Source organism: Legionella sp. PC997 (assembly GCF_014109825.1).
Taxonomy (GTDB): domain Bacteria; phylum Pseudomonadota; class Gammaproteobacteria; order Legionellales; family Legionellaceae; genus Legionella.
Genome location: NZ_CP059576.1, coordinates 654,188 through 680,458, shown reverse-complemented (window position 1 = coordinate 680,458; position 26,271 = coordinate 654,188). Strand labels below are relative to the sequence as shown.

Genomic DNA, 26,271 nt, shown 5'->3' with positions numbered 1-26,271 from the left:
GCTATAATTTTCTTGTGTTAAATTAATTAACGAATAATTCATCAAAATGTTCTAGGGATTTAAATATATGTTGATCTTCTTCTAAAAAATTACAAAATTGGCCAAATAGCTGTTTTGAATAGTTCCCAATATAGGTTGCCTTAAAAGTTATTATTGTTTTATCCTCTTCTGACTTCTCATAGTATGCATTAGAAATAAACATGGATACATTGGCAGTATTTATATACTTAATCATCTCTATTGATATTGGTTTGCTAGATGTAGACCTACCAAGAAAAGTAATAAAATTCGGTCGTACTTCTAAAATAAGTTGATTATTCAAATTGGGATGAAGCGCCAAATAGTATTTCGAGCCACCGTCATCGTTAGAACCATCTTTAATCTCATATCCTAAGAATTCTAGATGGGTAAAAATCTCTTTTAGCGTTTCCATACGTATACTCCAATTTTTCCTTAACTTATTTCAGTTTAGCATACAACATATAGGTTAATATTCAGACTCTATTTTCGTTCACGATAACTGATAGACTTATGAGAGAAATCAATGAGGTCTGACTTGATGGATTAACATATATCATCAAAAAATAAATTCACATAAACATGTTAGCCAATATTTCGGGGACAAAAGGGACAACTGGGGCAGGTGCGTTACTACTAGGTTTTAGCCGTCCCCACCCTTTGCCATGAAGGTGGGGCATGTGGGACTTATTGGAAACTATATCCATCAATAAAAATCCATTCAATCATAAAAGTTCCTTTAAATTGGGTTTTGGATTAAAGGTAAATGAAGGCTTAGCAGTTGGTTTTTTCTCTTTGTCCTGATTTACGGCCAGTCTCTTTGGTTGCTGATCGTTGACTTCCTTTTGTGGACACCCTGACTTTTGACCATACAAGTATCTCAATACGTATAACCTGAACGTATTGTAAGTTGCTGTGAAGCTTCCCTCATCCCTAAGCGTTTTCCATATGATGGTTATCGACCAGCCTTTTTCCAAGGCCTCAGAAATGTTTTGACGCATAGCCAGGAATTCCACTTTATGTTTTCTGGCGTTTGTTGTTTGTTTGCTTTGTTTAGAAGATGTTATGTTTCCTACTAAGGATTTTTTCATTGTTTTCTCTCCATATTACTGGTTATCCAATCCTTTGAGTTTTATAGTTTGTTTGTAACTGCCCTCCTCTCTGCCTACCTCCCGCTGCTTGTCAGCGGGATCCATGCGATCTACTTAAGAACTCTGGACCCCGCTGACAAGCAGCGGGGCGTAGGGGTGAGTAGTTATGTTTATTTCTATTTATTGTCGACACTTTCGGTCACTGACAAAGCCCTTTTTGGTAATTTTCGGTAATTTATTATTTATTTCCGTTTATTCATGATTATTTTCATTATTAATCGTTATATAACGAACAATTACGAATAATTACCAAAATACGGTTCCAAAATAAATTTCAAAATACAGGGCAAGATAGGTGAAGTTAGCTAACCAGCGAGCTGGTTACCAAACTTCACGAGTCTTATTCGCACCTTCGGTGCTCAACGTAAAAACCGGTGGTATAGTCAATTTTTATTCACCTCCCCAAATCTTACCTGTAAAAACATACAATCTTGGAGTTCCAACTCCTTTGATTCTTGGCTTGTGTGAGGTTTTGCCATCAGATGCGGGTTTCAGCCACCCGGCTTGTAATAAAACTCTGGTTACGGTGCGTTGATCAAAGCCTTTGCACAGTTCATTTTTGTACGTCTCAGTTAACACCATATAGATTCGAAATCCTTCGCCATCGGTATGATAAAATCCTGCTCGGTTGAGAATCTTGTCATTGTTGGGTGAGTTGGCATTATCAAAACGGCTGGCACCATGAGATTCAAAGAATGCGCGTACCTGCGCCATAATGACGCGATCTTCGCGCTGGCCATCAATCCCAAAAGCATCCAGCCATGCAATAAAGCAAGTCTTCGCAGCATTGAAAGATTCGCCTTTTTGCCAACCTGTCAGACCAAATTGACTAGCTAGTTCTCCCGCAGCAGCAACTAATGCAAAGCGTCTGGCAACTCGGATTATCTGACCTGTTGCATCGGGCTGAATGACTGCATCAACAAAGGTTTGAATGGTATCGGTGATATATCGGCTGATTGTTTGTCGGTTGGCAACTACTTTATTCAACCACGCCATACCGATTGCGCCATGGTATTGGCTGCTGTATTTCTTAAGAGATAATGCCATACTAGCTGGGCTTAGTTGATCGTTAATTGTTTCAAAGATCCCCATCTGACAACCTGCATCGGCTTCAATATCAGCAAGCCTGATTTCCTGACCTGCGTTAATGCGCTGTCCTGATTTTGCCATGAGTGCTGTCAAAGACTCTTCACCAGCAGATAAGAAAAATAGCGACCATCGGGAGGATTGCCTAACTGTGCCAGTACGAGAGGCGCGTGTTTTTCCCTGGCCATTGGCTAATAAATAAGCCGCCTCCCCTGCTTCTCTGGGATCCATTTGACTGAGTTCGTCAAGAATGAGCAAGCCATCATTGTGTAATGCAGCCAAGCCTTCAAGCCCATTGGTGGTGCTGCGCCATAAACGGCAATAAGATTGTGGGTTTCCCCAAACAGAGGCAGCTAAGCTCAATGCAGTGCTTTTGCCTGATGAAGATGCCCCTCTGAAATGAAAGCCTCCTGAATCTTCGCCAACAATCTTTGCCAGAACTGGAGCAAGTGCTACCGAGATGGCAAATACCAGTCTTGAGTTGCCGGAAGCCAGACGACCTATTGAGTCACGCCATTCTTCAACACTGCCCTTAACGGATACAGCCGGCTCAATGGCATTGGTATTTTGGAATACAATTTTTTCTGTTGAGTTCCCGATGCATTGAAAAGCTGTTACAAAGACATCCCCATACCAACCCAGTTTATCAACACAACGTGTGCGAGCGTCTACTGGATAAACCTGTAAATAGGAGGCTAATAAATCGCGAGCAGTCCTATTGGGAGAAATGCTCAATCCCAATCTTGCCAGTTCCCGCCTCACATCAGAGGCATCACCTTGCAACAAAGCCAATGGCATCGCCCACTGATGAGTTACCCCATCATCATCCTGCCATTCCAGCAAACGACCCCATTCACCGCTCCGAGCATCTCGAGTTTTGGCAATGACATGCAATGGTGCACATATCCACCGTGGTGATAAAGGAGTGCCATCCTTATCAATACCGATAAAGGTTAGCCCCTCATTAGTTAACCGAAAGCGACCACCGGCATAGTCGCATACAATTGGGCGCTGCTTTAGTGTATTGGCTAATTCAATAACATGATTTTGTGACATAGATTATTCTCCAAGCAACAGTCAACCATCGGAATGAATCCAATTCATTCTGACGAATTTTAAATTTATGCGCTCTCAACAAGCGGTAACTGACCTTCGTCACTGGTTGAGTAGTAAATTTTTTGTTGTTGGAGAAAATTCAACACATCGCTTTTTCGGTACAACACCTTGCGACCAATTTTTAAATAGGGAACACCACCACCCGCCCAGCGGTTACGTTCAAGTAACTGGGTGGAGCAGCTTAAAACTGCAGCGATCGTTTGTTGATTAAAAAGCGCAGAATGTGGCGCAGATTCAAATTCGTTTAATAGATGTAAACGGGATGGTTTTTTTAAAGTCATAGGAAATTCCTCAATTGTTTACTCCTCAGCCAAATGCCGAGATGTATCTTCCTTGAACAGAACTCAACGCATCATCCAGTATCACCATGGACAATTGATTGATATTCTTTTCTCCTAATCCTTTGACTTCCAACTGCCTACATTTTGTTGGAACATCGGGCTTACTCCTTAAGCTTGGAAAAAGTATCTCGTATTCCCTCAAAGAATGTCAAGCACAAAAGATCAATTTCAAAGATGTGTTATCGAAGGATATTGATACTAAAAATGAAATATAACATGTCATAAATTCGCAATTCGCGAATCGCGAATTTATCATAACTTTTGGTATTATTAGATTTATCTGTGTCCCATACGTCCCAGCGCTGCAAAATAAGTTAGGGACGTGTCTAGCCCAGTAATGACATGGATGCCCCACTTGTCCCCTTGGTCCCAAGCATTTTTTATAAGTCTACAAACGCTAATGAACAAAATTCATTTACATTCCATTTTGGACGAGGTTATATTCCATATTAGACGGACTTATAATCCATAATGGACGGAATAATAATCCATATTTGACGAAACTTAGGATAGCTATCTAAACATCAAAAAAGTTGTTCTAACGAAATTAATTCCTGTATTTGCATAATTATATTTATCTAATTACAATTTCAGTTAACATACCCGCCAAGCCTATGTAAACTTCGGTCTTTAAGCTCAAATCGTGCGGGTTTTTAACCTAACCCAATTTTTTATAACCATACCGATAGATTTTTTTAATTTACCCAATGCTGTTTTGTTCATCATAAACCTCCAAGCCACCAGAATGAATGACCATATCAACATTAGTTTGAGCAACCATTTGATTGATGATATCTAAAATTATGTGGGTTCAATGATTATTAATAGAATTCTTTGCATTCAAAACCTAGAGTCTAAATTTTTGACATGTTAAGAAAATTCGATTTCTTTAACATGAAGAGTAAGTCATGTTTAAAATTCTAAGTTTTCTTAACATGAACATTTAGTTAACTATAGGTAAAAAATCTATCCTTATTACCATTCCGTAGGTTTATGAATACCTGTCCCAGGTATGTTTTCTGGAAGTAATGACTTACTTAAAACATTAGTACGAATATGTTTAATAAAGTTAGCATATTGAGATAATTCTCGAGAAGGTTTCCGTTTGCTACTTGTATTTGGAAATATTAGACCTATTGTCTTATTATTTTGGCTCTTTACTAAACGCAGTGATTCCGCTAGATCGCTGTCATTTGAAACAACAACTACGCAGTCATATTCATTCAACCATGCGTCATTTAGAACATGTAAAGCTAAATTAACATCAGATCCCTTTTCTTCTGTTTTATAGACTTTGATAAAATCAGGCGGTGGATTTACCACTTTCGCAGTAATTTGATGTATTAAATAATGTCCATAATAAATTTCAAGTTCAGGAATATATTTTTGTATTGCTTGAAGATAATACTTTTGCCTCAACATTGAGTCATTGTTACCCGAGCGACTGGAAATATGGGCGGTGTAATATTTTATCTTAACAATTTCATGTGATGGGTCTAATAAATTAGAGAAGAGAGATTTTAGATCTAACCACTTATAAGGACTATTTTTTAGGCACCCATAATACAAATTAAATCCATCAACGTATATAGTAGTGCGTTTTTTATTCATTTTTGAAAGCCGGAAAAAACAAGAGCCTCCGAAGAGGCTCTGCGCCCTAGGAGAGAAGTCCTAGGGGAAGTAGTAAGTTAATTATACTAAATAATAACCATTTTCGTCAAATCACCATGACATTTAATGAATTAACCTCTTCAATATGCTTTAGCAGGAAGTTAGCAACTTGCTGCATTGGCTTACGTAACCGCTCCACATCCTTCATAATATATCCAGCAGTAACGTCATTGTTCATTTTATGATTAAGAAGCCGCTTTAAAGCATAGGCAGGTAAATCAAGACTATCTGCTATAGTCGCAAAGGTTCTCCTCAGATCATGCAAAGTAAATGGCACACCAGATAATTCCACAACCCTATTCACTGCTTTTTTAGGTTCATAGATATAACCAGTTTTACTATCAGCTGGAAATACAAATTCACTGGTTTTATTCCGGCTTCTGCGTTCCATTAGCTCATAGACAAAATCAGACATGGGTAGCGTGTGGATTTCATGGTTTTTAGTGTCTTGCAGTGTGATGGTTTTGGATTTGAGATCAATATCCTCCCAGCGTAAAGAGGCTGCTTCCATTTTTCGCATGCCGGTAAACAAGAGCAATAAAAAATAATCATGCCACAATAAAGCGTTGCGGTAGTTATCAGTTTCCACCAGTATAATAACCGCTTTATACCAGTCAGTTAGCTGATGCGGTTTAATAACAGTTTGTTTTCGATCTACTCGATACCATGCCCGTGTATGAGATAAATACTTGACCGGGTTAATGGTGATGATTGGATGGCCATTGCCGTCTTGATATTCATACATAGCATAATTAAAAATGGCTCTTAATACCCTCATTGCATTGTTGGCGCGTGCCTTACTATTTGCCTGCCCATGCTTGGTATGTCGTTTAGCAATCATCTCTCGAGTAATATTCACCAGCGGTTTATCAAGCCAGTCAGGGACTACTTCATGCAGTACACATTGATAATCGTTTAAAGTGCGCGGCTTTAAATCTTTTCTTGCTTTGAGATAATCATTCAGAACTTGCTGTAAGGTCATAGCATGAACTTTTTTGGTTTTCTTTTCCGCAATGGGATCATCACCTCTTGCTACACTACCCAAAAGACTCTTGGCTTGCTTTCTGGCTTCCTCAACCGTCAAGTTTCCATATTTACCTAAGGTGACTCTTTTCACCTTGCCACTAATTCTGGTTTCAACAATGAAACTTTTAACACCACCAGAGGTAATTCTTAAAGCAAAGCCTTTTAAATCATGATCACGATAAAATGTCTGGGTTTTTCCGGGAATATGTTCGAGTTTATCAACGATGGTTTTGGTTAATTTAATACCCTTTTCTGCTTCCGCCATAATTCACCTCTAAAATCCCATGTAGACGCCATGTAGACACATTAATTAAAACTAAATAAATTTCAATATGGCAAATTATGGCTTATAAACGTTGATTTTAAAAGGTTTTTGACAGAATTTAAAACTTGATAAAACGTGCTAAAACCCCTATTTTACAGACTCATAATCCGTTGGTCCTAGGTTCAAGTCCTAGTGGGCCCACCAATTAAAGCCAGTAAAATCAATAACTTGCAATTGACTATCCCAACCCCTCAAAAGCCATTGTGGGGATTTTGTGGGGCATAGTAGACACAAACTCATAAACTAACTACCTTACGTCCTTGAGATGTATCTTTCTCTTTTCTATTATTTGGATTACGAAGCAACGTGAGAACCACCCCACTTTGTTGCTTTTCGCAAACCTTGTTTCCAGCTTCGTATAGATTCTGCAATTCAGCTGATGAGTAATGCGTTGTAATACGACCTGAACGATGCCCAAGCAGATCTTACCTATCTTCAAAACTCACACCAACAGAACGCAAGCGTCGGCCAAAGGTGTGTTTCAGATCATGAACACGCACAAACTCCAAACCAGCTTTCTTACGAGCTTCTTTCCAACCTGTATTATTTATTCGGGTAATCGGATTGCCTTTAAAGGTAAACACAAACTGTTTATGTTTTCCTCTTTGGCTATCAACTACCGACTTTGCCGTTTGATTACAGACTACCAAGCGCTCTTCACCATTTTTAACCATTTCAGGAGGAATGATGAACACTAAAAGATGCGGCAATTGAGGAAGCTTAATTTCCCAATCCCATTGCAAGTGACATACCTCACTTTCTCTACATCCAGTATTCACTGCAAATAGTGCCATTTGCTCTAAATGCGTAGGTAACTCTGCAAGAGTTTATGTTGCTCATCCCAACTTAGTGGATAAGGTTTGCGTAAATCGTCTTCTGGCAGCAATTTAATTTTGGGTGCATTCAGCAACCAAGTCAGCCCAAATTCATCAATCCACTCGGTTGCAGCCAGATTACAAATGCGGCGAACAATTTTTAGACCATGGTTAATCGTTCTTGTTTTAACTTGATCCTGACGTCGCCCGTCAATAAACGGTTGCAAAGTACCCATATGAATCGAATCTAAAGTCATTTTTCCGAATTATCTATCATGAGAGTTTTCCTCTTGGTTTGATTAAAAGTTCGCACTTCTATCAAAACCGGAAACTCTCACCTTTTCAAGTGGGTATGTCAGATTAAGTCAAAACTATTTCAATTAACACTCACATTTTAATTACAAAGACCTAGCAAGAAGCTTTGTGTCTTCTGAGTCCCCTACATTGTCACAAGGCGTAAATGACGGCCTTATACTATTAAACCGTGGCTGAAATATTGAACCAATACGGTGATTCGACCAACCTTTTTCACTTACCTCAAGCGCTTCTTCGCCACTTATTCCATCAATTGCTGCTAATGCCTTTTTTGCCCTATACTGACAATTTCTTATTAAAAAAACCAAAGCACTGTAATGATCAGGCCCAAACTTATATATACTTTCGTCAAACGTTAGTAGAATATCCGCAGTTAAGCCATCCTTTTTTAAATCTTCTAAAGCAGTAATATGCCAAACATTCGTTAAAGGCAAAACATCCTGCCGAGTTAATCCGTTTTCAATGCCTTTAGCTTGTTTCTTAGTTAACCCAGCAACTTCTGATAAGGCATCTACTACAGAATAATCGCGCTCCTTAACTAGATTAACTAGAGCAAAGAAGTGTTCCTTATAAAATGCATGACCTTCTGCGCTATATTCGACTAACATTTCATAAGTAAGACCCTGGTCTTGCAATTCAAATAATGCGTCTTTCTGACACTCATTAATTCCAACTGTCCTACTTCGTTTTGAAGGATTGGAAGTTGAAGCCCTTTTATCTCGTGGATTGAACATAATTTAAGCCTATAAATTAAAAATTATACAAGCGCAAAGAATATATTAATTAAACAAAGAGCGCAATATATAATTATATTGCTTTAAATAACCAAAAAAAATTACTTTGGCTAAATGATGGGGTTTGAAGTCCAATGGTACAAAAACGTACGCTAAGGATCTTCAATAACCTCCACTAGCTGATTAAATGGCCTTAGCTGTCCTTCAGAATCGAATTACTTAGAGTAAATGAATAGTGGCCAAGAACATTAATATGGCCATGTTGAAGAGGTGAAAGTCTGGCTTCATTCTCCTCTTTTATGACGATAGATTTTTGCTCTAAATAATTTCTTGCCGCATTCATATAAATAGTATTCCAGAGAACAAAAGCATTAGTCACGAAGCCAAGAGCACCTAGCTGATCTTCTTGTCCCTCCCGATAACGTTTACGAATTTCTCCACGTTGGCCATGGAAAATGACTCTAGCAACACTATGCCTTCCTTCACCACGATTTAATTGAGTTAGTATCCGACGACGGTAATCTTCATCATCAATATAGTTAAGAAGGTACAACGTCTTATTAATTCTACCCACCTCAATAATTGCCTTTGCTAAACTTGATGGTTTATCGCTTTTTAATAAAGAACGAATAAGCTCTGATGCCTGAACTGTACCAAGCTTGAGTGAACCGGCTATTCTCATCATGTCATCCCAATGTTGTTCTATACGTTGGGGATTTGCGCAACCACGTGCCAGATCATTCAGTACGCCATAATCAGCTTCTTTATTTTGATCCATCCTCGAAAAACCGTACACCAATATTAAGCCACTAACCAAAACTCAACTGGCGTTTGATAGCCGAGAGTTGAGTGAATTCGCATGCGATTGTAAAAGACTTCAATGTATCGAAAAGACTTCGTTGAGCCTCTATTCTCGTTTTAAAAAGACTCGCCATAGACAGCCTCGATTTTTAAGGTATGGTAAAAACTTTCCATTACCGCATTATCGTAACAGTTACCTGAGCCACTCATTGAGCAAATAAAGCCGTATTGTTTCAGTAGTTTCTGGTAAGCATCGCTGCAATATTGCGACCCTCTGTCCAGAAAGGTAATCAGTTAGCATTGTTCTTATTGATTGTAATTTTGACTGGATATTTTTTGTTCTTACTTCAGTAAACGATTCAAAGGATTATATTTACATCATCAAACACAACAGTTTCATCATTATCTAAATCGATTTCAGAAGATTGATTATTGATAGTATCCTGTAACTCCATTTATATACAATTTTTTCAGGAACATTCTTAACTGAGAATGTTATTCTTATGAAGACTAAAGAACGCGCGAAATTTAATTGATATAAATAATGACTTGTACAAATAATCTCTGAAATTATTAAAAATAAAGCTATATTTGCAATGATTTCCAAAAACTTTCAATTATGCGAATAATATAGGCTCAAAAATCAAATTTCAATCTAAGTGATCGATTACAAGCCCCTATGCTATAATACTCATGCTAAGTCACATCAAAATAACATAAGTACATTGATGTTGATTATGAAATAACAATAGAAAAGGCTAAGAATTGCAAGGTAAATCATTCAGCTGTTATCTCATAGGAGATGATAATATAACTCTGCAATGTGCATCGATGATACGTGCAAGAAACCATCAATTGCTTGGCTTGATTTCCCAATCCAAAAACATCAAAAAATGGTGTAAGGCAAACGATATTCCCTATATAAAGAATATTAAGGAATTCGAAAATAATCACATGAATCAGTCATGTGATTATTTGTTTAGCATAGCCAATGGCGCCATTCTCCCCCCTTCTATTCTCAATTACCCACGTGTACATGCAGTGAATTATCATAACAGCCCTTTGCCTAAATATGCTGGATTATATGCCACCACCTGGGCAATTCTAAATGATGAAAAGGAACATGCAATTAGTTGGCACGTCATGCACGAACAGGTTGATTCAGGAGATATTTTAAAACAATCCTGGTTTTCAATTGAAGACGACGAAACAGCACTGAGTTTAAATCTAAAATGTTATGAGCATGCAGTCAAAGCCTTTCATGAATTGTTAATTGAATTTGAAACCAACACGACAACTCTAGTGAAACAAAACTTAGCCTTTCGCTCATACTACGGATTACAAAATAAGCCAGAATATTATGGCTTTATTTCATGGGAAAACCCATCGGAACATATTGACAGATTATGCCGGGCATTAACTTTTGGTCATTATAAAAACGAGCTCGCCACTCCCAAACTATTAATTCAAGGGCAAGTATTGGTCATTAAATCGTACCGGAAACTAGGTATTTCTTCTGGAGAGCGTCCAGGAATCATTGTCCATATATCAAATACGGATCTGCAAATTACCACCGGATCAACTGATATAGTCCTCTATGAATTAATGAGTTTAACAGGTGACGAGTATCCTATAGAACGACTTATTGAAGACTATGCATTAGCGGTGGGGCAGAGACTACCTGATATTGATACTCTGTACATTCAAAGAATGTTATCTCATCCGGCTGTCAATCAAACTCGTGTAGAACAATTCTGGTTAAAAGAACTGTTACAATGTATCCATGGTGGCGTCTCCTTTTTATCACATCTTACTGTAGGCAATGACAAACAATCATTAGATCAGCCACGGTACAAAACAATAACCATATCGGACAACTTATTTACTCTGATGAAGGAATATTCAAAAAATCACTCTGTTCAGGTTAAAAATATTATTTTTGGAGTACTACTGACTTATATTTATAGACTGAATAACTATAAAAACTTCTCGTTAGGCTACAGCCCAACCTCTTTTGCTAAAACCATTGAATGTTTAGACAATATACTTGAACGACATGTCCCTTTAACCACCCATTTTGAAAGTAGCCATTCGTTTAGAGACATTTTATCTTTTATTGAAGATGAAAATGAGCGCATTAATCCTTATGCAACCTTTTGCAAGGATGTATTTATTCGTTATCCAGAGTTACAAGGGTTAACCAAGGAAATTGATATCAGTTTTACTTTTTGTGATACCTCAAGCCGCCCTCCCCTGTCATCTCAAAAAAAGCTAAATTTTTACATTCCAGAAGATGGCTCCTCTATTTACGTTCACAATAATACGGAATACCAATCACAGGAAGAATCATATGCATTCTTTAACTATATGGAACATCATCTGCATACATTACTAGAAGATGCATTAAACCGTTCTGACTCAAAGATTTTTGAATTATCCATCCTGAATAAAGAGGAAGAGCATTGTCTTTTACATGAATGGAATGACACTCACAGCGTTTATGACTCGAATGTTTTACTGCATCATGAATTTGAAAGACAGGCAGCAAAGACCCCCCTATCCATTGCTGCTATTTTTAATAATGTCACCATCACCTATGAAGAACTCAATATAAAGGCTAATCAAGTAGCCCAGTATCTGACCTCTCATGGAGTAAAACCGGGCGATATAATAGGTATATACATTCACCGCGAGATGTATATGTTAATTAGTATTCTTGGTGTTTTAAAATCTGGAGCAGCTTATTTACCCCTAGATCCCCATTATCCGGATAGGCGAATTAATTACATGCTAAGCCACAGTCAATCAAAAATTCTGTTGACTCATCAAGCATCAGTATCAAAACACATTCATGGCTATTCGGGTTTAATTATCGATGTTGAAGATATTATTAAATCCACAGGAAGCATCTCTCATCCTGTTCATATCGCGACTAAACCTTCTGATTTAGCCTATGTGATATATACATCAGGAACTACGGGAAAACCTAAAGGTGTTACCATTTCACATCTTGCTGCATCTAATCACATGCATTGGATGCGACAGACGTATGATTTTAATGATAGTGATGTATTTTTACAAAAAACGCCCTTCTCATTTGATGCCTCCGTATGGGAATTTTTTATGCCTCTTTGGGTTGGAGCAACCGTAGTCATTGCTCCACGTGACGCACATGCAAGCCCAAAAGAATTAATTGCCCTCGTGAAAAAGAACAAAGTAAGCATACTCCAACTTGTTCCTTCAATGCTTCGGGAAATGATCTTAACACCAAAATTTAAATCGTGTTCTTCTTTACGGCATGTATTCTGTGGAGGAGAGGTACTATTGCCAGAAACTATCCATGCCTTTTATGAATATAATAGTGCAGGATGTAAGCTACATAATTTGTATGGTCCAACTGAAGCAACCATTGATGCACTGACACACACCTGCTCAACTCAAGACGAGACCTCCCATGTCAGTCGAATAGGGAAGCCCATTTCGAATACAAATGTCTACATATTAGACGATCACATGAAGCCTGTTCCGACAGGGATATTAGGTGAGCTGTACATCTCAGGACATGGATTAGCCTATGGCTATCTCCATAATGAAGAACTTACCCAACAAAAATTCTTACCCAACCCATTTGAGAGTTACTACAACCGAATTTATAAAACGGGGGATCTCGTAAAATGGCAAAATAATGGTACCGTAGAATATCATGAACGTCGCGATACCCAGATAAAGATTCGTGGGTTTAGAATAGAAATTAGCGAAATTGAATCATCCCTTGATAAAATTCCCTCCATTTATCAATGCCTTGTCAAGCCAGAAAAATCAAAGAACGGCGACCCATTCCTCTGCGCCTATCTGGTACTAAGAGATAACGAAGAGGTAAACGCGACCGACATCCGCTCATTTTTAAAGGATGAACTTCCAGATTACATGATTCCAACCCGTTTTTTTGTGGTTGACAAGCTATTAACCACCCCCAACGGAAAACTGGATAGAACCAGTGCTATTGTACCGTTAAAGCAGCTTTTTTCGAGTAAAGAACATCTTACGCCACAAAATGATATTGAAAAGGTATTACACGGTATTTGGTGTGCTGTGTTGAACAACGAATACTTAGGTATTTATGATGATTTTTTTGAAATGGGAGGTCACTCTCTATCGGCGATGAACGTTATTTCACAAATTCAACAACTATTTTCTATTAAATTAAGTATCAGAACATTATTTGACTTTCCGATGATTCATTCATTGGCGATTGAAATCAAGCAATTATTGGATACTAATCAGCAGGTTACCAATAAATTAACACTATATGAGCACATCCTCATTCCTATTAAAGAGTCAGGTAATAAAACTCCGATATTTCTTATTCATCCTATTGGGGGAAGTATTTTTTGGTATAAATCGCTGGGAGTCTATCTTGAGCAAGATATTCCATTATACGGGTTACAAGATCCTGGCCTTGAATACGAAGAGTTCTTTTTTAAAACCATAGAAGAAATGGCAGAAACATACATCAAGGTCATTCAGACGATTCAACCCCATGGTCCTTATATTATTGGAGGAGCGTCCTTCGGAAGCACTGTTGCTGTTGAGATAGCCCAGCAACTTCAAGAAATGGATGAACGAGTAAAAGCGATTATTTCGCTGGATGGATGGGCTGAATATCCAGCTCTTCAAAGAGATGAGGATCATTTTAAAGAGTTAATGCGTGAACACAATGTCCGGATTTCAGAACATCATAAACAGCATCAGATTACGAACTCCGATAATTTATTAGAATTGCAATGGCATAGAGAAAAAATGCTCATGCACTACAAATTACCCCGTATTAAAACCAATTTAATTTTATTTAAAGCAGAATCCCTGACCAACCTCTTTAATTATGATGCCCCTCTAAATTGGTGGGACAATTATACGGCAGACGAAATCACATACTATTTGGTTCCTGGGAATCATGAAAGCATGTTTTCTGAACCCAACATAAAAACTTTAGCCAATAAACTCAATGTTTGTTTAAACAGCTTAGATAGTTTGCTATAACTTAATTAGTTCTTGCGCATTTCGTTGTTTGATATTTTGAATCAATACGGAATTTTAAATGAAATGATAGCTATAGATAAACAAGCATTATCAACGATTCTACAAATGGCTCAAGAACCAATTATCACTGTGTCTGAACACTATCTCATTAGTGATATCAATCTCTGTGCTGAACATAAGTTTCCTATAAAGAAAAATCAAATTATTGGTACCTTTTTAACGTCTTATTGCTCAAACGATGACCTAAATAAACTAACTCATGCAAGCCTGGAGCAAATAACCCTACTAATCAAGAAGAAGCAGTACAGTTGCTATGCGTTAATTGTCTGTGAAGAACAATCAAAGGCTAAGGCAAAGACAGATTTTGGTGAACAGAAACCGTTACAAAAACATGATCGTTCCAATCCAAATGACACTATGGATAACTTTGATTATCTTGAATCCATCATTTCAGAAATTCCCGTAAGCGTTTATTGGATGAATAGAGATTATGTCTATTTAGGCTGCAGTAACAGCATGGCCGAATTATTCAACTTACCTTCTCGCCATGATATCGTAGGTAAAACATATGCAGATTTATATGATAAAAAATCCGCAGCTTTTTATAAGAAATCAGATAAATCGGTGATGGAGAATGGAATTTCCTTAAGTATTGAAGAACCATTATATCAACCAGATGGCACAAAGCTTGTCTACTTGTCGAACAAAGTACCGTTGCATGGCCCTGATGGTACTATTATAGGAATGCTGGGTATCTCAACCAACATTACCGAAAGAAAAAAAATGGAAATGGATCTGAAATTAGCAAAAGAAGCAGCAGAAGCAGCTGATCGTGCTAAAACTGAGTTTATCGCCAACATGGGACATGACATTCGAACTCCATTAACTGGAGTTATCGGAATGGCAGAACTATTAGAGAACGCCTTAGATAACATAGAGCATAAAACTGAAGCTCATATCATACATGAAAGTGGCGAAGAACTCCTCGCCATGTTAAATGACATCCTCGATGATGCTAAGGCAGGGAGTTTTAATGATGGAAGATTACATCAAAAACTATTCAATTTATATGAATGTATCGATGATTTAATCAAACTTGAACGCCCCACAACTACGACCAAGCATCTTGGGCTCTTTGTCGAAATAGATAAAGCCATTCCACAAAAAATCATAGGCGACCGTAAAAAAATTCAGCGTATCCTTTTAAATTTATTGGGTAATTCGATTAAATTCACCCAATCAGGTCACATTACAGTTAAGGTACAATGCGTTGAACAAAACAATGAAATGATAAAAATGAAATTTAGTGTTTCCGACACGGGTATTGGTATTCCTCAAGAATTTCAAGACAAAGTCTTTGATCGTTTTTTTCGCTCGACTCCCTCTTATAAAGGGGTTTATAAAGGCCATGGTTTAGGATTACACATTGCAAGAACTTATGTCCATTTATTAGGTGGACAAATCACTTTAATTAGTAAAGAAGGTGTAGGAAGTACTTTTCAATTTGATTTACAGTGCCAAACGGCTACAGAAAAGTCCATTTCCTCATTAAGCCAAAAAAATGAGGATAATAGTACTCCTTCACCGACCCCAAAAATTAACAAGCCCCCTGCCCCGTTACCCTATTGCTTATTAATCGAGGATAATGCAACCGCACTCAGAGTACTGGAATCTTTAGTCTCCAAAGCAGGTTGCCGGTATTTATCAGCAACAAATGGAGAAGATGCTTTAGATTTAATAAAGTCTACCCATTTCGATTTAATAATTACAGATATTGGCTTACCTGGGATTTCTGGTACAGATTTTTGCTCCTTAGTTCGTTCATGGGAGAAAGAATATAACCTAGACCCACATCCTATTGTAGGATTAACCGGACATGCTCGCGATACAGCCTATAAGGAATGTATTGCATCAGGGATGAACGATGTCTTTACCAAGCCTGCCAATGCGGCTCTTATCCAAAAGTTGATTGATACATACTCCACTAATCTTTCAATACCAATAACTGAACCAGAGGACACTGTTTACAAAGATCCTGGGGCAGATCTTCCTGCAACAGAAGAAGATTTATTTCAATTAGAACAGTTTGAACTACTACACATTGAGGAGGGAATTAAAAACTGCGGAGGAAATGAATCATTATTTAAAAATATGCTTTACTTGATGGTAACTAATGAAATTCCTTCTGATTTAGAACAGATGAAATTGGCGTTCTCAAAGCAAGATTTTACATCCATTGAAAAATTAGCCCATAAAATCAAAGGGGGTAGTGTTTATCTTGGTTTGAGACGAATGAAGTATGCCTGCCAATATGTTGAACGCTACTGGAAAACTGGGCAACGTGAATTATTTGAAGAGCTTTATTTCCAAGCAGTAAGTACTATCGGAGAAACCAGTACCTACATTGAGGATTGGCTCCGAAGAATGCCTCATGAATAAATAATTGTTTCATACACTCGAACGAGAGTGTTTATTTCCAATAAAATGCCAATAAAGCAGCTAAAATAGCTTGCATTATTCTTTAAACAAATAAGTGATCTTTCTTCGAATAGCCGTACCCTTGTTTAAAAGACAAAACTAATCCACAAGGGGTAATAATGGCAGAAACGTATATAAAAGAGTTTAAAGTTCAAGCTATTGAGTTGCTAGGAAATAGCCATTACGCTTTAAAGTATTCAACCACGAAATCATTCAAAACCTCAACGTTCCTATTTTCAGGAATGTGTTTTATCTGAGATCCAGCAGCACTGAAAAATTCTTTTGACTGCTCTTTTGACAGAACATAATTTATGTGCGGTTATTCGTCGCAAGCTCAGTCATTTTTTTACTAAAAAATTAGAAATTTGCTGCATTGCTTTCTCGAGCTGTAATATCGTTATTTATTTTATGATTAAGAAAGTCAGTTTAAATCATAAGCGGGCAAAAAGCCTTATAGCTAGTTTGGCGTGACTCGATCCCATATTTACTGCCTATTATAAATTCAAATTCGTGGGTATCCATTAGTCCCGTGATAATTTACCGCGATAACAGTAATTTTTACAAATTTATACTCAATAGATATGGGAAAAACAGGAAAACAATTAAATTTACCGCTATAACAGGAATTTATGGTGAATTAATGCAGAGTGATTTTCTTAAATATTTTGCCATTGAAAAATTAAGATTAAACCAGAATGTCATCGATGGGATCATACAAGAGTTCCATCAGGTAATACCGAAATGGCAAGAGCTGATTAGTTTCAGTTTTATATCTCAACCGATGCAGGAAAAATATCTGGAATTGTTAGAGCAACGGTGCAAGCGATTCAATTTTTTGGGTTAACTGAACTCAGCCTTCTCTATGCCCAAGAATAAAATTATTTACTTATTGCATGGGTTTTCTTAATCACTCCGTCTTTCATGATATACCCTTCTGTCACCTCATTATTCATTTTGTGATTGAGTAATCGCTTCAAGTCATAAGGGGTAGATCAAGGCAATTAGTAAATAGTGACGAATGTTTTTCTCAGATCATGCAAATAAGGGAACACCTAATAATTCCACCACCCAATTCACCGCTTTTATAGGTTGGATAGATATAACCGTTTTACTTTCTGCTGGCATACAAACTCCCTAAATCTTATTCCGGCTTCCTCGCCCCATTAACTCATAAACAAAATCAGATATAAGCAGGGGGTGGATTTCGTGGTTCTTAGTATCTTGCAAGGTAATGGGTTTTTGGGTTTGAGCTCAATATCTCCCAGCGACGCAAAGAGCTAATTCATTTTTCTCAATGCCGTGAGATAAGTGTAATAAAAAATAAAATCTCGGAATAAGCTGAACTTGAAGAAATAATTACTGGGGCAATTGGGACATCCGAGACACATTGTAAATACTGAAGTTTATATGTCGCAACTTGTCCCAAACCATTTTAAAATTTGGGACACTATTTAACACGAGGATCTTCACTGATACGACTTGGCCCCTCATAAGTAGGCTCTGGTTGATAGAAGAAAGCATTTTGATTCATTTTTTTTCCTTCAGTTCCAAAGAATAATTTACGTTCATCTGCCTCCCATTGTTTAAAACAACCCCACTTAGATTCATATTCTTTCATCTTTTGCTCAGATATTTTTGGAAACTCTACTTTATAAAACATTCATATCTCCAATTATGCTAAAAATCAAAATCATACCATAATGAACAATAATCAATCAAATACAGTGAACCCTCAGTTAATAATGAATTTTCTCTGTCCCAACTATTTTATTCATTATTCCATATCTTGCGCGAAGAAACATGCAGCCTGGCGTGCCAACTCCCCGGTATTCTTATGGCTAGGATTGCCATCTTTGCCAGCTCTTAGCCAGCCCGCTTTGAGTTGCTTTTGCATTCTTTTCTTCAAGCTAATTTGCAAAGTAGCACTAAATTTATTGTAATATTGATAATATTTTCTGTGATTTTTATATTCTCAATTATGTGATGGAATATAACTACGCTTGTAAAAACTCTCTTTATCTTTAATTTTAGGCTCACGAATAATAATGTTTTTCATACAGTTAACTGGCCTCTTCTCTTTTAAGACAAAATACATCAACCAAAACATTTTTGAAATTCGTTTGTTTCATCAATTGCATGCCAACCTTTTTTGCAACGCGCTTCGAAGCCTCATTTTTATGGTTAATAATCGAAATCAACATAGGAATCCCAAGCACATTAAAAGCGTAATCTCTAACCGCCACAGCAGCTTCTGTTGCAATACCTTTCCCCCAGTATGCTTCATCTAAACGGTAGCCCAATTCAATATATTCGCTCTCATCGACTGTTTGATGAATAAAGCCACAAAACCCAATGAGTTCATCAGTTTCCTTCATAACAAGCCCCATCAAACCGTATTTTTGTTTTTCATACAATTCAATCCACTCATGTATTTTCTCCGCAATAACATCGCGACTAACAGGTTTGCCATCACCAATATAACGCATCACATTTGGATTTGCGCAAATTTCAGCAAATCGCTCAATATCTTCGATGCAAAAAGGTCTTAATAAAATTCGCTCTGTCTCAATAATTCGATTCATTTTTACGCCTTATTAATTTGATATTTTATCTCTCAATATTGCTAGCCTATATTCTCCTATTTTCTTAAATCCAATTGAAAAATATGCGCGTTCTGCTGCCAGATTATTTGTGAATAGTATCGCTTGCTTAACCCCATTTTTTTGTGCTTCCAACAAGCATAAAGCAACGACGGCTCTAGCATATCCGTGATTACGATATTCAACAGGCGTCCAAACAGGTCCTATTTGCACAATATCTGGTAATGAGGCATTAAACCCACATAAAGAAAGTGGTAATCCGTCATCCTCTAAGATCCACAGATCATCACGATTAGAGGCTTCTTTTATTGAATTATTTATTGATTCTACATCAGATAGGTTGCTTAAATCGGCACCTAAAGCTTCAACGTGGTAATCAGTTAACCATCTTTTTACAATATCTGGAGCACAGTGCTTTGCTTTTTTTAATTGATAAACCGAATTTGGCACCCTCATTTCTGATACTAACAACTGATACAAACCATCCGTTGCATTTAAAGCAAAAGATGACGAATTAATCTCCAGCAAATCAATCACAATTTTAGCTTGTATTTCATCCCCTAAGATCCCACAAATGGGCCTAGAGCAATGCGATTTAAAATAATGGAATAACTCCTTTAATGCAGTTAGATCTGGGCACTGCATCATAATATTTCCATTCCAATAATGCGCTACGACGCCTTGAATCTCCCCCAAAGAATTGCAGTACGAAAAATACTCCCCGTGATATGGAATATTACTTTTATATTCTATACCTGAATTACGTAAATTCGAGCGTAAAAACATTGAGGTTTCTGGATAGCGACTAAGAAATGATTCTAATTCAGACTCATCCTCAAAAGACAATTTTTTAAAAAAATTCATTGTGTTCTCTATAAGCTAAATATTTCTAATTCTATAAAGACAACATGCCACATTTTGGTATAACCAGAACTGAACCAACATGTTCGACCCTAGCAAATGCAATAATATAATTTGTTCGAGTGTTCTCCTTGGCCAACCCTATAAGAAACATCACGCATCTGATGCATATCCTTTACCCCAAACCTTTTGTGAAGTAAATACCCAAACTTATAATACTGGCCTAAAGACAAAACAACGATGATGCAACCAACTCCAGCATTCTTAAATTTGATGTCGCCCTTTCACTTCTTTGGCATAAAACTCCCTTAATAATTGATATTTGGATATTGTCTGTTTTGCTAACTTGCAAGGTGATGGTTTCGATTTTAAATCACAACTGGATGACATGTGTGCGACCTCGTTTGCAATCAACTCCGCGGGTAATAGTTACCAATGGTTTCTCCTGATAAGAAATGTTCGATTGAGTGTAAAGCATCATTAGTGAACTAGCTTATCCAACACACTTGCTTTTGAAGTCTATACGGTATGATTTCGCCCAAATTGGATCCTCTTCGACCATCAAGATAATTAGAAATCATACTGCGTTTATATTACGGTAATTCATAATCCGGCTCTCGATTTTTATAGATATTTAATAAGACCTGCTTCGATTGCTCAGACCATCCTGTTAAGCTATAGGTTCAAATTTAAATTAAGGTGTTGATGAGATGGCTAAGGATGGGAAAAATAGGAACGCAGCTGCTAAATGTCCAGTGATGCATGGTGGTATAACGGTCACAGGCGAATCGACCAGGGACTTTTGGCCCAATGCTTTGAACTTCGATATTTTGAATCAGCATGATAGCAAGACTAATCCAATGGGAAAGGAGTTCAACTACCGTGAAGAAGTCAAAAAACTTGATTTTGCGACACTTAAAAACGATTTGCATGCTTTAATGACCGACAGTCAGGCATGGTGGCCTGCTGATTGGGGACATTATGGCGGTTTGATGGTTCGTCTGTCCTGGCATGCTGCTGGTTCATATCGTGTGGCCGATGGTCGTGGTGGTGCTGGTACAGGTAATCAGCGTTTTGCGCCCTTGAATTCCTGGCCTGACAATGTGAACTTAGACAAGGCTCGCCGCTTGTTATGGCCTATTAAGAAAAAATATGGAAACAAGATTAGTTGGGCGGACTTGATTGCGTTAGCAGGTACCATCGCTTATGAATCAATGGGGCTTAAAACCTTTGGTTTTGGTTTTGGCCGCGAAGATATTTGGCATCCTGAAAAAGATGTTTACTGGGGCTCAGAAAAAGAATGGTTGGGCGCCAAGCGTTACGATGACGACAGTCGTGAATCGCTGGAAAACCCGCTAGCCGCGGTACAAATGGGATTGATCTATGTGAACCCCGAGGGAGTGAATGGTCACCCTGATCCGCTTAACACAGCTCAGGATATCCGTGTGACCTTTGGACGCATGGCTATGAATGATGAGGAAACAGTCGCACTGACTGCTGGTGGTCATACTATTGGCAAATGTCATGGTAATGGCGACACAAATCTTTTAGGACCTGCTCCTGAAGCGGCGAATATTGAAGATCAGGGCCTTGGTTGGATTAACAAAACCAGTCGAGGCTTTGGTCGTAACACGGTTACGAGTGGTATTGAAGGTGCGTGGACGACCCATCCCACAAAGTGGGATAATGGCTATTTTTATATGCTTCTCAATTATGATTGGGAACAGAAGAAAAGCCCGGCCGGCGCCAACCAATGGGAGCCGATTAATATCAAGGAAGACGATAAGCCGGTGGATGTCGAAGATCCTTCCATTCGTTACAATCCCATCATGACCGATGCTGATATGGCAATGAAGATGGATCCCGTTTATCGTAAAATTGCTGAACGCTTTTACAAAGACCCTGAATATTTTTCAGAAGTTTTTGCGCGAGCCTGGTTCAAACTCACCCACCGAGACATGGGGCCAAAAGCACGCTACATTGGGCCTGATGTACCGAAGGAAGATTTGATTTGGCAGGATCCAGTACCTGTAGGTAAGAAAGATTATGATGTTGCTGCTGTCAAAGCCAAGATCACTTCCAGCAAGCTGAGTATTAGTCAAATGGTTTCTACCGCATGGGATAGTGCGAGAACTTTCCGTGGTTCTGATATGCGAGGCGGTGCTAATGGAGCACGTATCCGACTGTTACCGCAAAAGAATTGGGAAGGTAATGAGCCGCAACGTCTTGCAAAAGTATTGCAGATTTTAGAGGCTATCGCCGCTGAGACAGGCGCCAGTGTGGCTGATGTGATTGTGCTTTCAGGTAATGTCGGAGTCGAGCAGGCTGCCAAAAAAGCTGGATTTGACATCACCGTCCCTTTCACTCCAGGACGTGGTGATGCGACTGACGAGATGACTGATGCTGCCTCTTTTGCTGTGTTAGAACCACTTTATGATGGTTATCGTAACTGGCTTAAAGAAGATTATGCGGTCAGTGCCGAAGAGCTTATGCTCGATCGCACCCAACTTATGGGACTGACTGCCCCAGAGATGACCGTTCTTGTTGGAGGCATGCGTGTGTTAGGGTCTAACCACAGCGGTACGAAGCATGGAGTGTTTACTGAACGTGAAGAAGTTCTAACAAATGACTTCTTTGTCAACCTGACCGATATGGCCAACACCTGGAATCCTATAAGCAATAATTTGTATGAAATTCGTGACCGTAAAACTGGAGCATTAAAGTGGACCGCCACTCGAGTGGATCTTGTTTTTGGTTCTAATTCAATTCTTCGCGCCTATGCGGAATTGTATGCTCAGGATGATAACAAAGAAAAATTCGTGCAGGACTTTGTTGCTGCCTGGGCGAAAGTTATGAATGCAGATCATTTTGATTGATATAGTAGTGCCACGATTTAATCATGTCTGGAAATATACAAGTACTCTTTTCTAGGTAGAATAGAGTACTCGTATATCAATGAATCAATTAGTCACCCTATGAAAAGCTGACTATGAGTGACGCAATGCATTTTTTAGGAATTTATAATAAACAAATACCCGAAAAGTCAGAAAACACAAAAGAAGAAATCGCTTTGCCTCTTACGATCTATTTGCGTTGATATTATCGTTTTTTAGCCTATTATAAAAATAATGCATATTAATTTAATAAAACAAATGTGATGCTTATATTTTTCGGTGTCATGGCCGAGTAGGTGTCCAAAAAGGAAAATCATGGACGGTGCTAGTTTTTGTAAACAATGCAGAAACCCTCTTGAATCAGTTGATCAATTTTGTAGTAAATGTGGTGCGAAAAATGAGTCTAATTTATCACACGATCAAGCTCCAAAAGAAACAATTCAATTGTCTAAACATATAAGCCCAAAATCAGCAACCACAGCACTTCTCCTCAACTTTTTTTTAGGAGTGTTGGGTGCACACAGGTTATATGTCGGTAAAATAGGCACTGGATTATTAATGCTCGTTACAATAGGTGGGTTTGGTATTTGGGTTTTGGTTGATTTGATTCTTATTGTGACTAACAAGTTTGAAGACAAGCAAGGAGGTTTATTGGAGTTAACCCAAAACTCTTCACCATTCAAAACAGCAATAATAGTGATTAGTACAGTTTTAGCATGGTTGCTATTGTATGTACTTATGGTATTGGCACTCGTATTTTACTTTACTAGTGGGCTGGTTTATACCATTGAGCATCAGCTGAATGCTCTACAATCTGGCAATATTGAAAAAGCGTACTCATATACATCGAAAGATTTTCAAAAAACCACCTCTATAAATGATTTCAAAAAATTTTTAGACCAATATCCCTCAATAAAAAATAATGAAAGCTATTTTTTTAACACAAGAGAAATTGAGAATAATTTAGGATTTGTGAAGGGAACTTTAACTGCAAAAGATGGTGCTAAAACACCAATCGAATATCGCTTAATAAAAGAAGATGATACTTGGAAAATCTTAAATATTAAGGTGGTTCCTACTGGTGCAGCGATAATGATAAATAATAAAACTAGTGAGCCCCCCAGTACTACACCATCTCAAGAAAATTCTTTACCCAAGTTATTTGAAGCTAAGGGCAATAAATATTCAATCAGATATCCTGACGATTGGTCCTATGTCTCTCCTTCAAAGGGGACTATTGTGTTCATGGGTAAAAAAGGAACCGCTGCTTATCATGTTAATGTTAATATTCAAACCATACTTTCAAAAAAATCCGGAGGTAAGTATTCAAGTATCAAAGAAATAGTGGATGATTTAAAAACACAACTTTCCACGAAAGCATCTAATGCGAAAATTTTGTCTCAAGGTGAGGGAGAGTTACCTAAAAATCCCAAGAGATTTCATGGGGAATACCTTGTTTTTACTTATACTTTTAAGGGTAAAACGTTTAAACAACTGGAATTTATCATTTCCAGAGATGATGAATTGGCTTTTTATACTTGGGCGTATACTGCCCCTTCAGATCAATATGATATAAATCTCCCTATTGCTAAGGCCATGTATGAATCATGGATTATTGACTAACTTAACGAGAGCACTGCAAAAACCATAAATAATGGAGTGTACATTGTGAGAAAATTAATTATTATTTTAGTTAATTTAATTTTAGTAAACTATTCTGTACCTCTCCTTGCAGGTGTCCCACAACTTAATCTTGATTGTAAATCTTTATCCGAACATATGGTCATTTCAGGTTATCCCCGAGGTGAAGGCTATGATTTAAAAATAAAAATAAATGATCATGTACTGCGTTATGTGGATAAATGTAGTGATATATACTGCTCAAAGAGAGAGAAATATGGAGACCTCTACATAGTTGAAGCGCTAAATAAAAAAGTATTTACCATTTATTTTGTTGAACCTACTGAAAATGGTGAACTTTTTATGGGATATTTTTATGCGCTACCAGAAACGGTTAAATATACAAAAACTACACACGGGTATCGTGCTCAGTATATAGCACTTTACGATGGGGCGGATCCTCGTAGCAATACATCTCCAAGAGCGTTTGTGGGCAATCCGATTAAATTAACTTGTATACACCAGGAAGAACTTTAAGAATCTCTTCCTAGTTTATAACCCCATTACCTGGAAAACAAGAAAATCTCCCCCTGTCACACTCTCTTCCTCTTGAAAAAGCCCCTTGCTCAATGAGGTAATGTGGGTCCGTTTTTTAGGTGTGTTGTCTGAAGCCCATATGTGCATGTTATCCTTGAGGCAAAATGAAAGAACTTTGAGGAGCAAGAGGCAATGGAGCTTGTTCCTACAGTTTCTAATAAATTACATAGTTTCATGGGTTTTATTGCTATTTCTTGGATCGTCTTTTGGATTAATATAAATAATATCCCAAGGTCCAATACCATGCAATTGAATAACAGTTTTACCTCGAGTAAATGCATAATGATGCATTTGAGGATCCATAAAAGCGAAACTCCCAGTAGGTAATTTTGTTGCAATGTTTTTATCTAATTTGTCTCCCATACCAATATTAAATTCCCCAGAAATTACAGTTACATGTTCAATTCCAGGATGAGTGTGGGGAGAAATAGTGTAATTAGCTGGCAACATTATTCGAATTGTAAAAGGCCCTTCTTTAGATAGATCACCTTCTAATACAGAAATCTTTGCACCTTTTGGTATTGAATTCGGACCCTCGCTCCATTGCATATCCTTTGGGGTAAACAGTGTTGGCTTTTCGGCCTTCATGGTTTCATCTGCAGCAAATGTTATACCTATAGATCCTAGGCTAAGCAAACCAATCAGCGTTGCTTTAAATATAATATTGGACATAGTTCTTCCTCCCTGAAAAAAAATATAATCCCGACCAAAGACTGTCGTTACGGTTTTTAATCAGGCCATTAAGAATTTAAACATTAAAATTAACGAGAAACAAGGACGTC

16 protein-coding genes and 4 pseudogenes are annotated in these 26,271 nt (G+C 37.8%); 6 read left to right on the top strand and 14 right to left on the bottom strand.

Annotated features, from left to right (window positions below; all coding sequences use genetic code 11):
• Window positions 1–22: 22 nt before the first annotated feature.
• The 10 genes and pseudogenes from HBNCFIEN_RS02735 to HBNCFIEN_RS17835 all read right to left on the bottom strand — a co-directional run.
• Window positions 23–433: a hypothetical protein gene (locus HBNCFIEN_RS02735; RefSeq protein ID WP_182392619.1), complete on the bottom strand. Its 411-nt coding sequence runs from the start codon at window positions 431–433 to the stop codon at window positions 23–25.
• A 310-nt stretch (window positions 434–743) separates the two neighbouring features.
• On the bottom strand, window positions 744–1,109 hold the full coding sequence (locus HBNCFIEN_RS02730) for a TraK family protein (protein ID WP_182392618.1): 366 nt from the start codon (window positions 1,107–1,109) through the stop codon (window positions 744–746).
• Between the two features lie 450 nt (window positions 1,110–1,559).
• On the bottom strand, window positions 1,560–3,311 hold the full coding sequence (locus HBNCFIEN_RS02725; protein ID WP_182392617.1) for a DUF927 domain-containing protein: 1,752 nt from the start codon (window positions 3,309–3,311) through the stop codon (window positions 1,560–1,562).
• 65 nt (window positions 3,312–3,376) lie between these two features.
• A complete protein-coding gene (locus HBNCFIEN_RS02720; RefSeq protein ID WP_182392616.1) occupies window positions 3,377–3,652 on the bottom strand; it encodes a DNA-binding protein in 276 nt (91 codons plus the stop codon).
• Window positions 3,653–4,687: 1,035 nt separating this feature from the next.
• Window positions 4,688–5,323, bottom strand: coding sequence for an NYN domain-containing protein (locus HBNCFIEN_RS02715; protein ID WP_182392615.1), 636 nt, complete (start codon window positions 5,321–5,323; stop codon window positions 4,688–4,690).
• A 106-nt stretch (window positions 5,324–5,429) separates the two neighbouring features.
• Window positions 5,430–6,674, bottom strand: a complete 1,245-nt coding sequence (locus HBNCFIEN_RS02710; protein WP_182392614.1) for an integrase family protein — start codon at window positions 6,672–6,674, stop codon at window positions 5,430–5,432.
• Window positions 6,675–6,970: 296 nt separating this feature from the next.
• Window positions 6,971–7,812 (bottom strand): annotated as a pseudogene (locus HBNCFIEN_RS02705) (tyrosine-type recombinase/integrase); the annotation flags it as partial.
• 135 nt (window positions 7,813–7,947) lie between these two features.
• Window positions 7,948–8,598: a hypothetical protein gene (locus HBNCFIEN_RS02700; protein WP_182392613.1), complete on the bottom strand. Its 651-nt coding sequence runs from the start codon at window positions 8,596–8,598 to the stop codon at window positions 7,948–7,950.
• 193 nt (window positions 8,599–8,791) lie between these two features.
• Window positions 8,792–9,367: pseudogene (locus HBNCFIEN_RS02695) on the bottom strand (Tn3 family transposase); the annotation flags it as partial.
• A gap of 32 nt (window positions 9,368–9,399) precedes the next feature.
• Window positions 9,400–9,678: pseudogene (locus tag HBNCFIEN_RS17835) on the bottom strand (IS3 family transposase); the annotation flags it as partial.
• A gap of 552 nt (window positions 9,679–10,230) precedes the next feature.
• Between HBNCFIEN_RS17835 and HBNCFIEN_RS02685 the strand changes: the two are divergent.
• The 3 genes and pseudogenes from HBNCFIEN_RS02685 to HBNCFIEN_RS02675 form a co-directional block, all read left to right on the top strand.
• A complete protein-coding gene (locus HBNCFIEN_RS02685; RefSeq protein ID WP_182392612.1) occupies window positions 10,231–14,439 on the top strand; it encodes an amino acid adenylation domain-containing protein in 4,209 nt (1,402 codons plus the stop codon).
• 63 nt (window positions 14,440–14,502) lie between these two features.
• Window positions 14,503–16,878, top strand: a complete 2,376-nt coding sequence (locus HBNCFIEN_RS02680) for an ATP-binding protein (protein WP_182392611.1) — start codon at window positions 14,503–14,505, stop codon at window positions 16,876–16,878.
• Between the two features lie 676 nt (window positions 16,879–17,554).
• Window positions 17,555–17,761, top strand: a pseudogene (locus HBNCFIEN_RS02675) (type II toxin-antitoxin system HipA family toxin); the annotation flags it as partial.
• A gap of 603 nt (window positions 17,762–18,364) precedes the next feature.
• Here the strand turns inward: HBNCFIEN_RS02675 and HBNCFIEN_RS02670 are convergent.
• The 3 genes from HBNCFIEN_RS02670 to HBNCFIEN_RS02660 form a co-directional block, all read right to left on the bottom strand.
• Window positions 18,365–18,577, bottom strand: coding sequence for a hypothetical protein (locus HBNCFIEN_RS02670; RefSeq protein ID WP_182392610.1), 213 nt, complete (start codon window positions 18,575–18,577; stop codon window positions 18,365–18,367).
• Window positions 18,578–18,977: 400 nt separating this feature from the next.
• Window positions 18,978–19,499, bottom strand: a complete 522-nt coding sequence (locus tag HBNCFIEN_RS02665) for a GNAT family N-acetyltransferase (protein WP_182392609.1) — start codon at window positions 19,497–19,499, stop codon at window positions 18,978–18,980.
• 12 nt (window positions 19,500–19,511) lie between these two features.
• On the bottom strand, window positions 19,512–20,381 hold the full coding sequence (locus tag HBNCFIEN_RS02660; protein ID WP_182392608.1) for a GNAT family N-acetyltransferase: 870 nt from the start codon (window positions 20,379–20,381) through the stop codon (window positions 19,512–19,514).
• 707 nt (window positions 20,382–21,088) lie between these two features.
• Here HBNCFIEN_RS02660 and katG point away from each other — a divergent pair.
• From katG to HBNCFIEN_RS02645, 3 genes are all read left to right on the top strand, one after another.
• Entirely contained in the window at window positions 21,089–23,254 is a 2,166-nt protein-coding gene (gene katG / locus HBNCFIEN_RS02655; protein WP_182392607.1) for a catalase/peroxidase HPI, read from the top strand.
• 333 nt (window positions 23,255–23,587) lie between these two features.
• Window positions 23,588–24,895, top strand: coding sequence for a DUF4864 domain-containing protein (locus tag HBNCFIEN_RS02650; RefSeq protein ID WP_182392606.1), 1,308 nt, complete (start codon window positions 23,588–23,590; stop codon window positions 24,893–24,895).
• Window positions 24,896–24,940: 45 nt separating this feature from the next.
• Window positions 24,941–25,429, top strand: coding sequence for a hypothetical protein (locus HBNCFIEN_RS02645; protein WP_182392605.1), 489 nt, complete (start codon window positions 24,941–24,943; stop codon window positions 25,427–25,429).
• A 222-nt stretch (window positions 25,430–25,651) separates the two neighbouring features.
• On the opposite strand, the gene HBNCFIEN_RS02640 is transcribed toward HBNCFIEN_RS02645, so the two are convergent.
• Window positions 25,652–26,161 carry a cupin domain-containing protein gene (locus tag HBNCFIEN_RS02640; protein ID WP_182392604.1) on the bottom strand — a complete coding sequence of 170 codons (510 nt, stop codon included), beginning with the start codon at window positions 26,159–26,161 and terminating at the stop codon, window positions 25,652–25,654.
• Window positions 26,162–26,271: the final 110 nt, after the last annotated feature.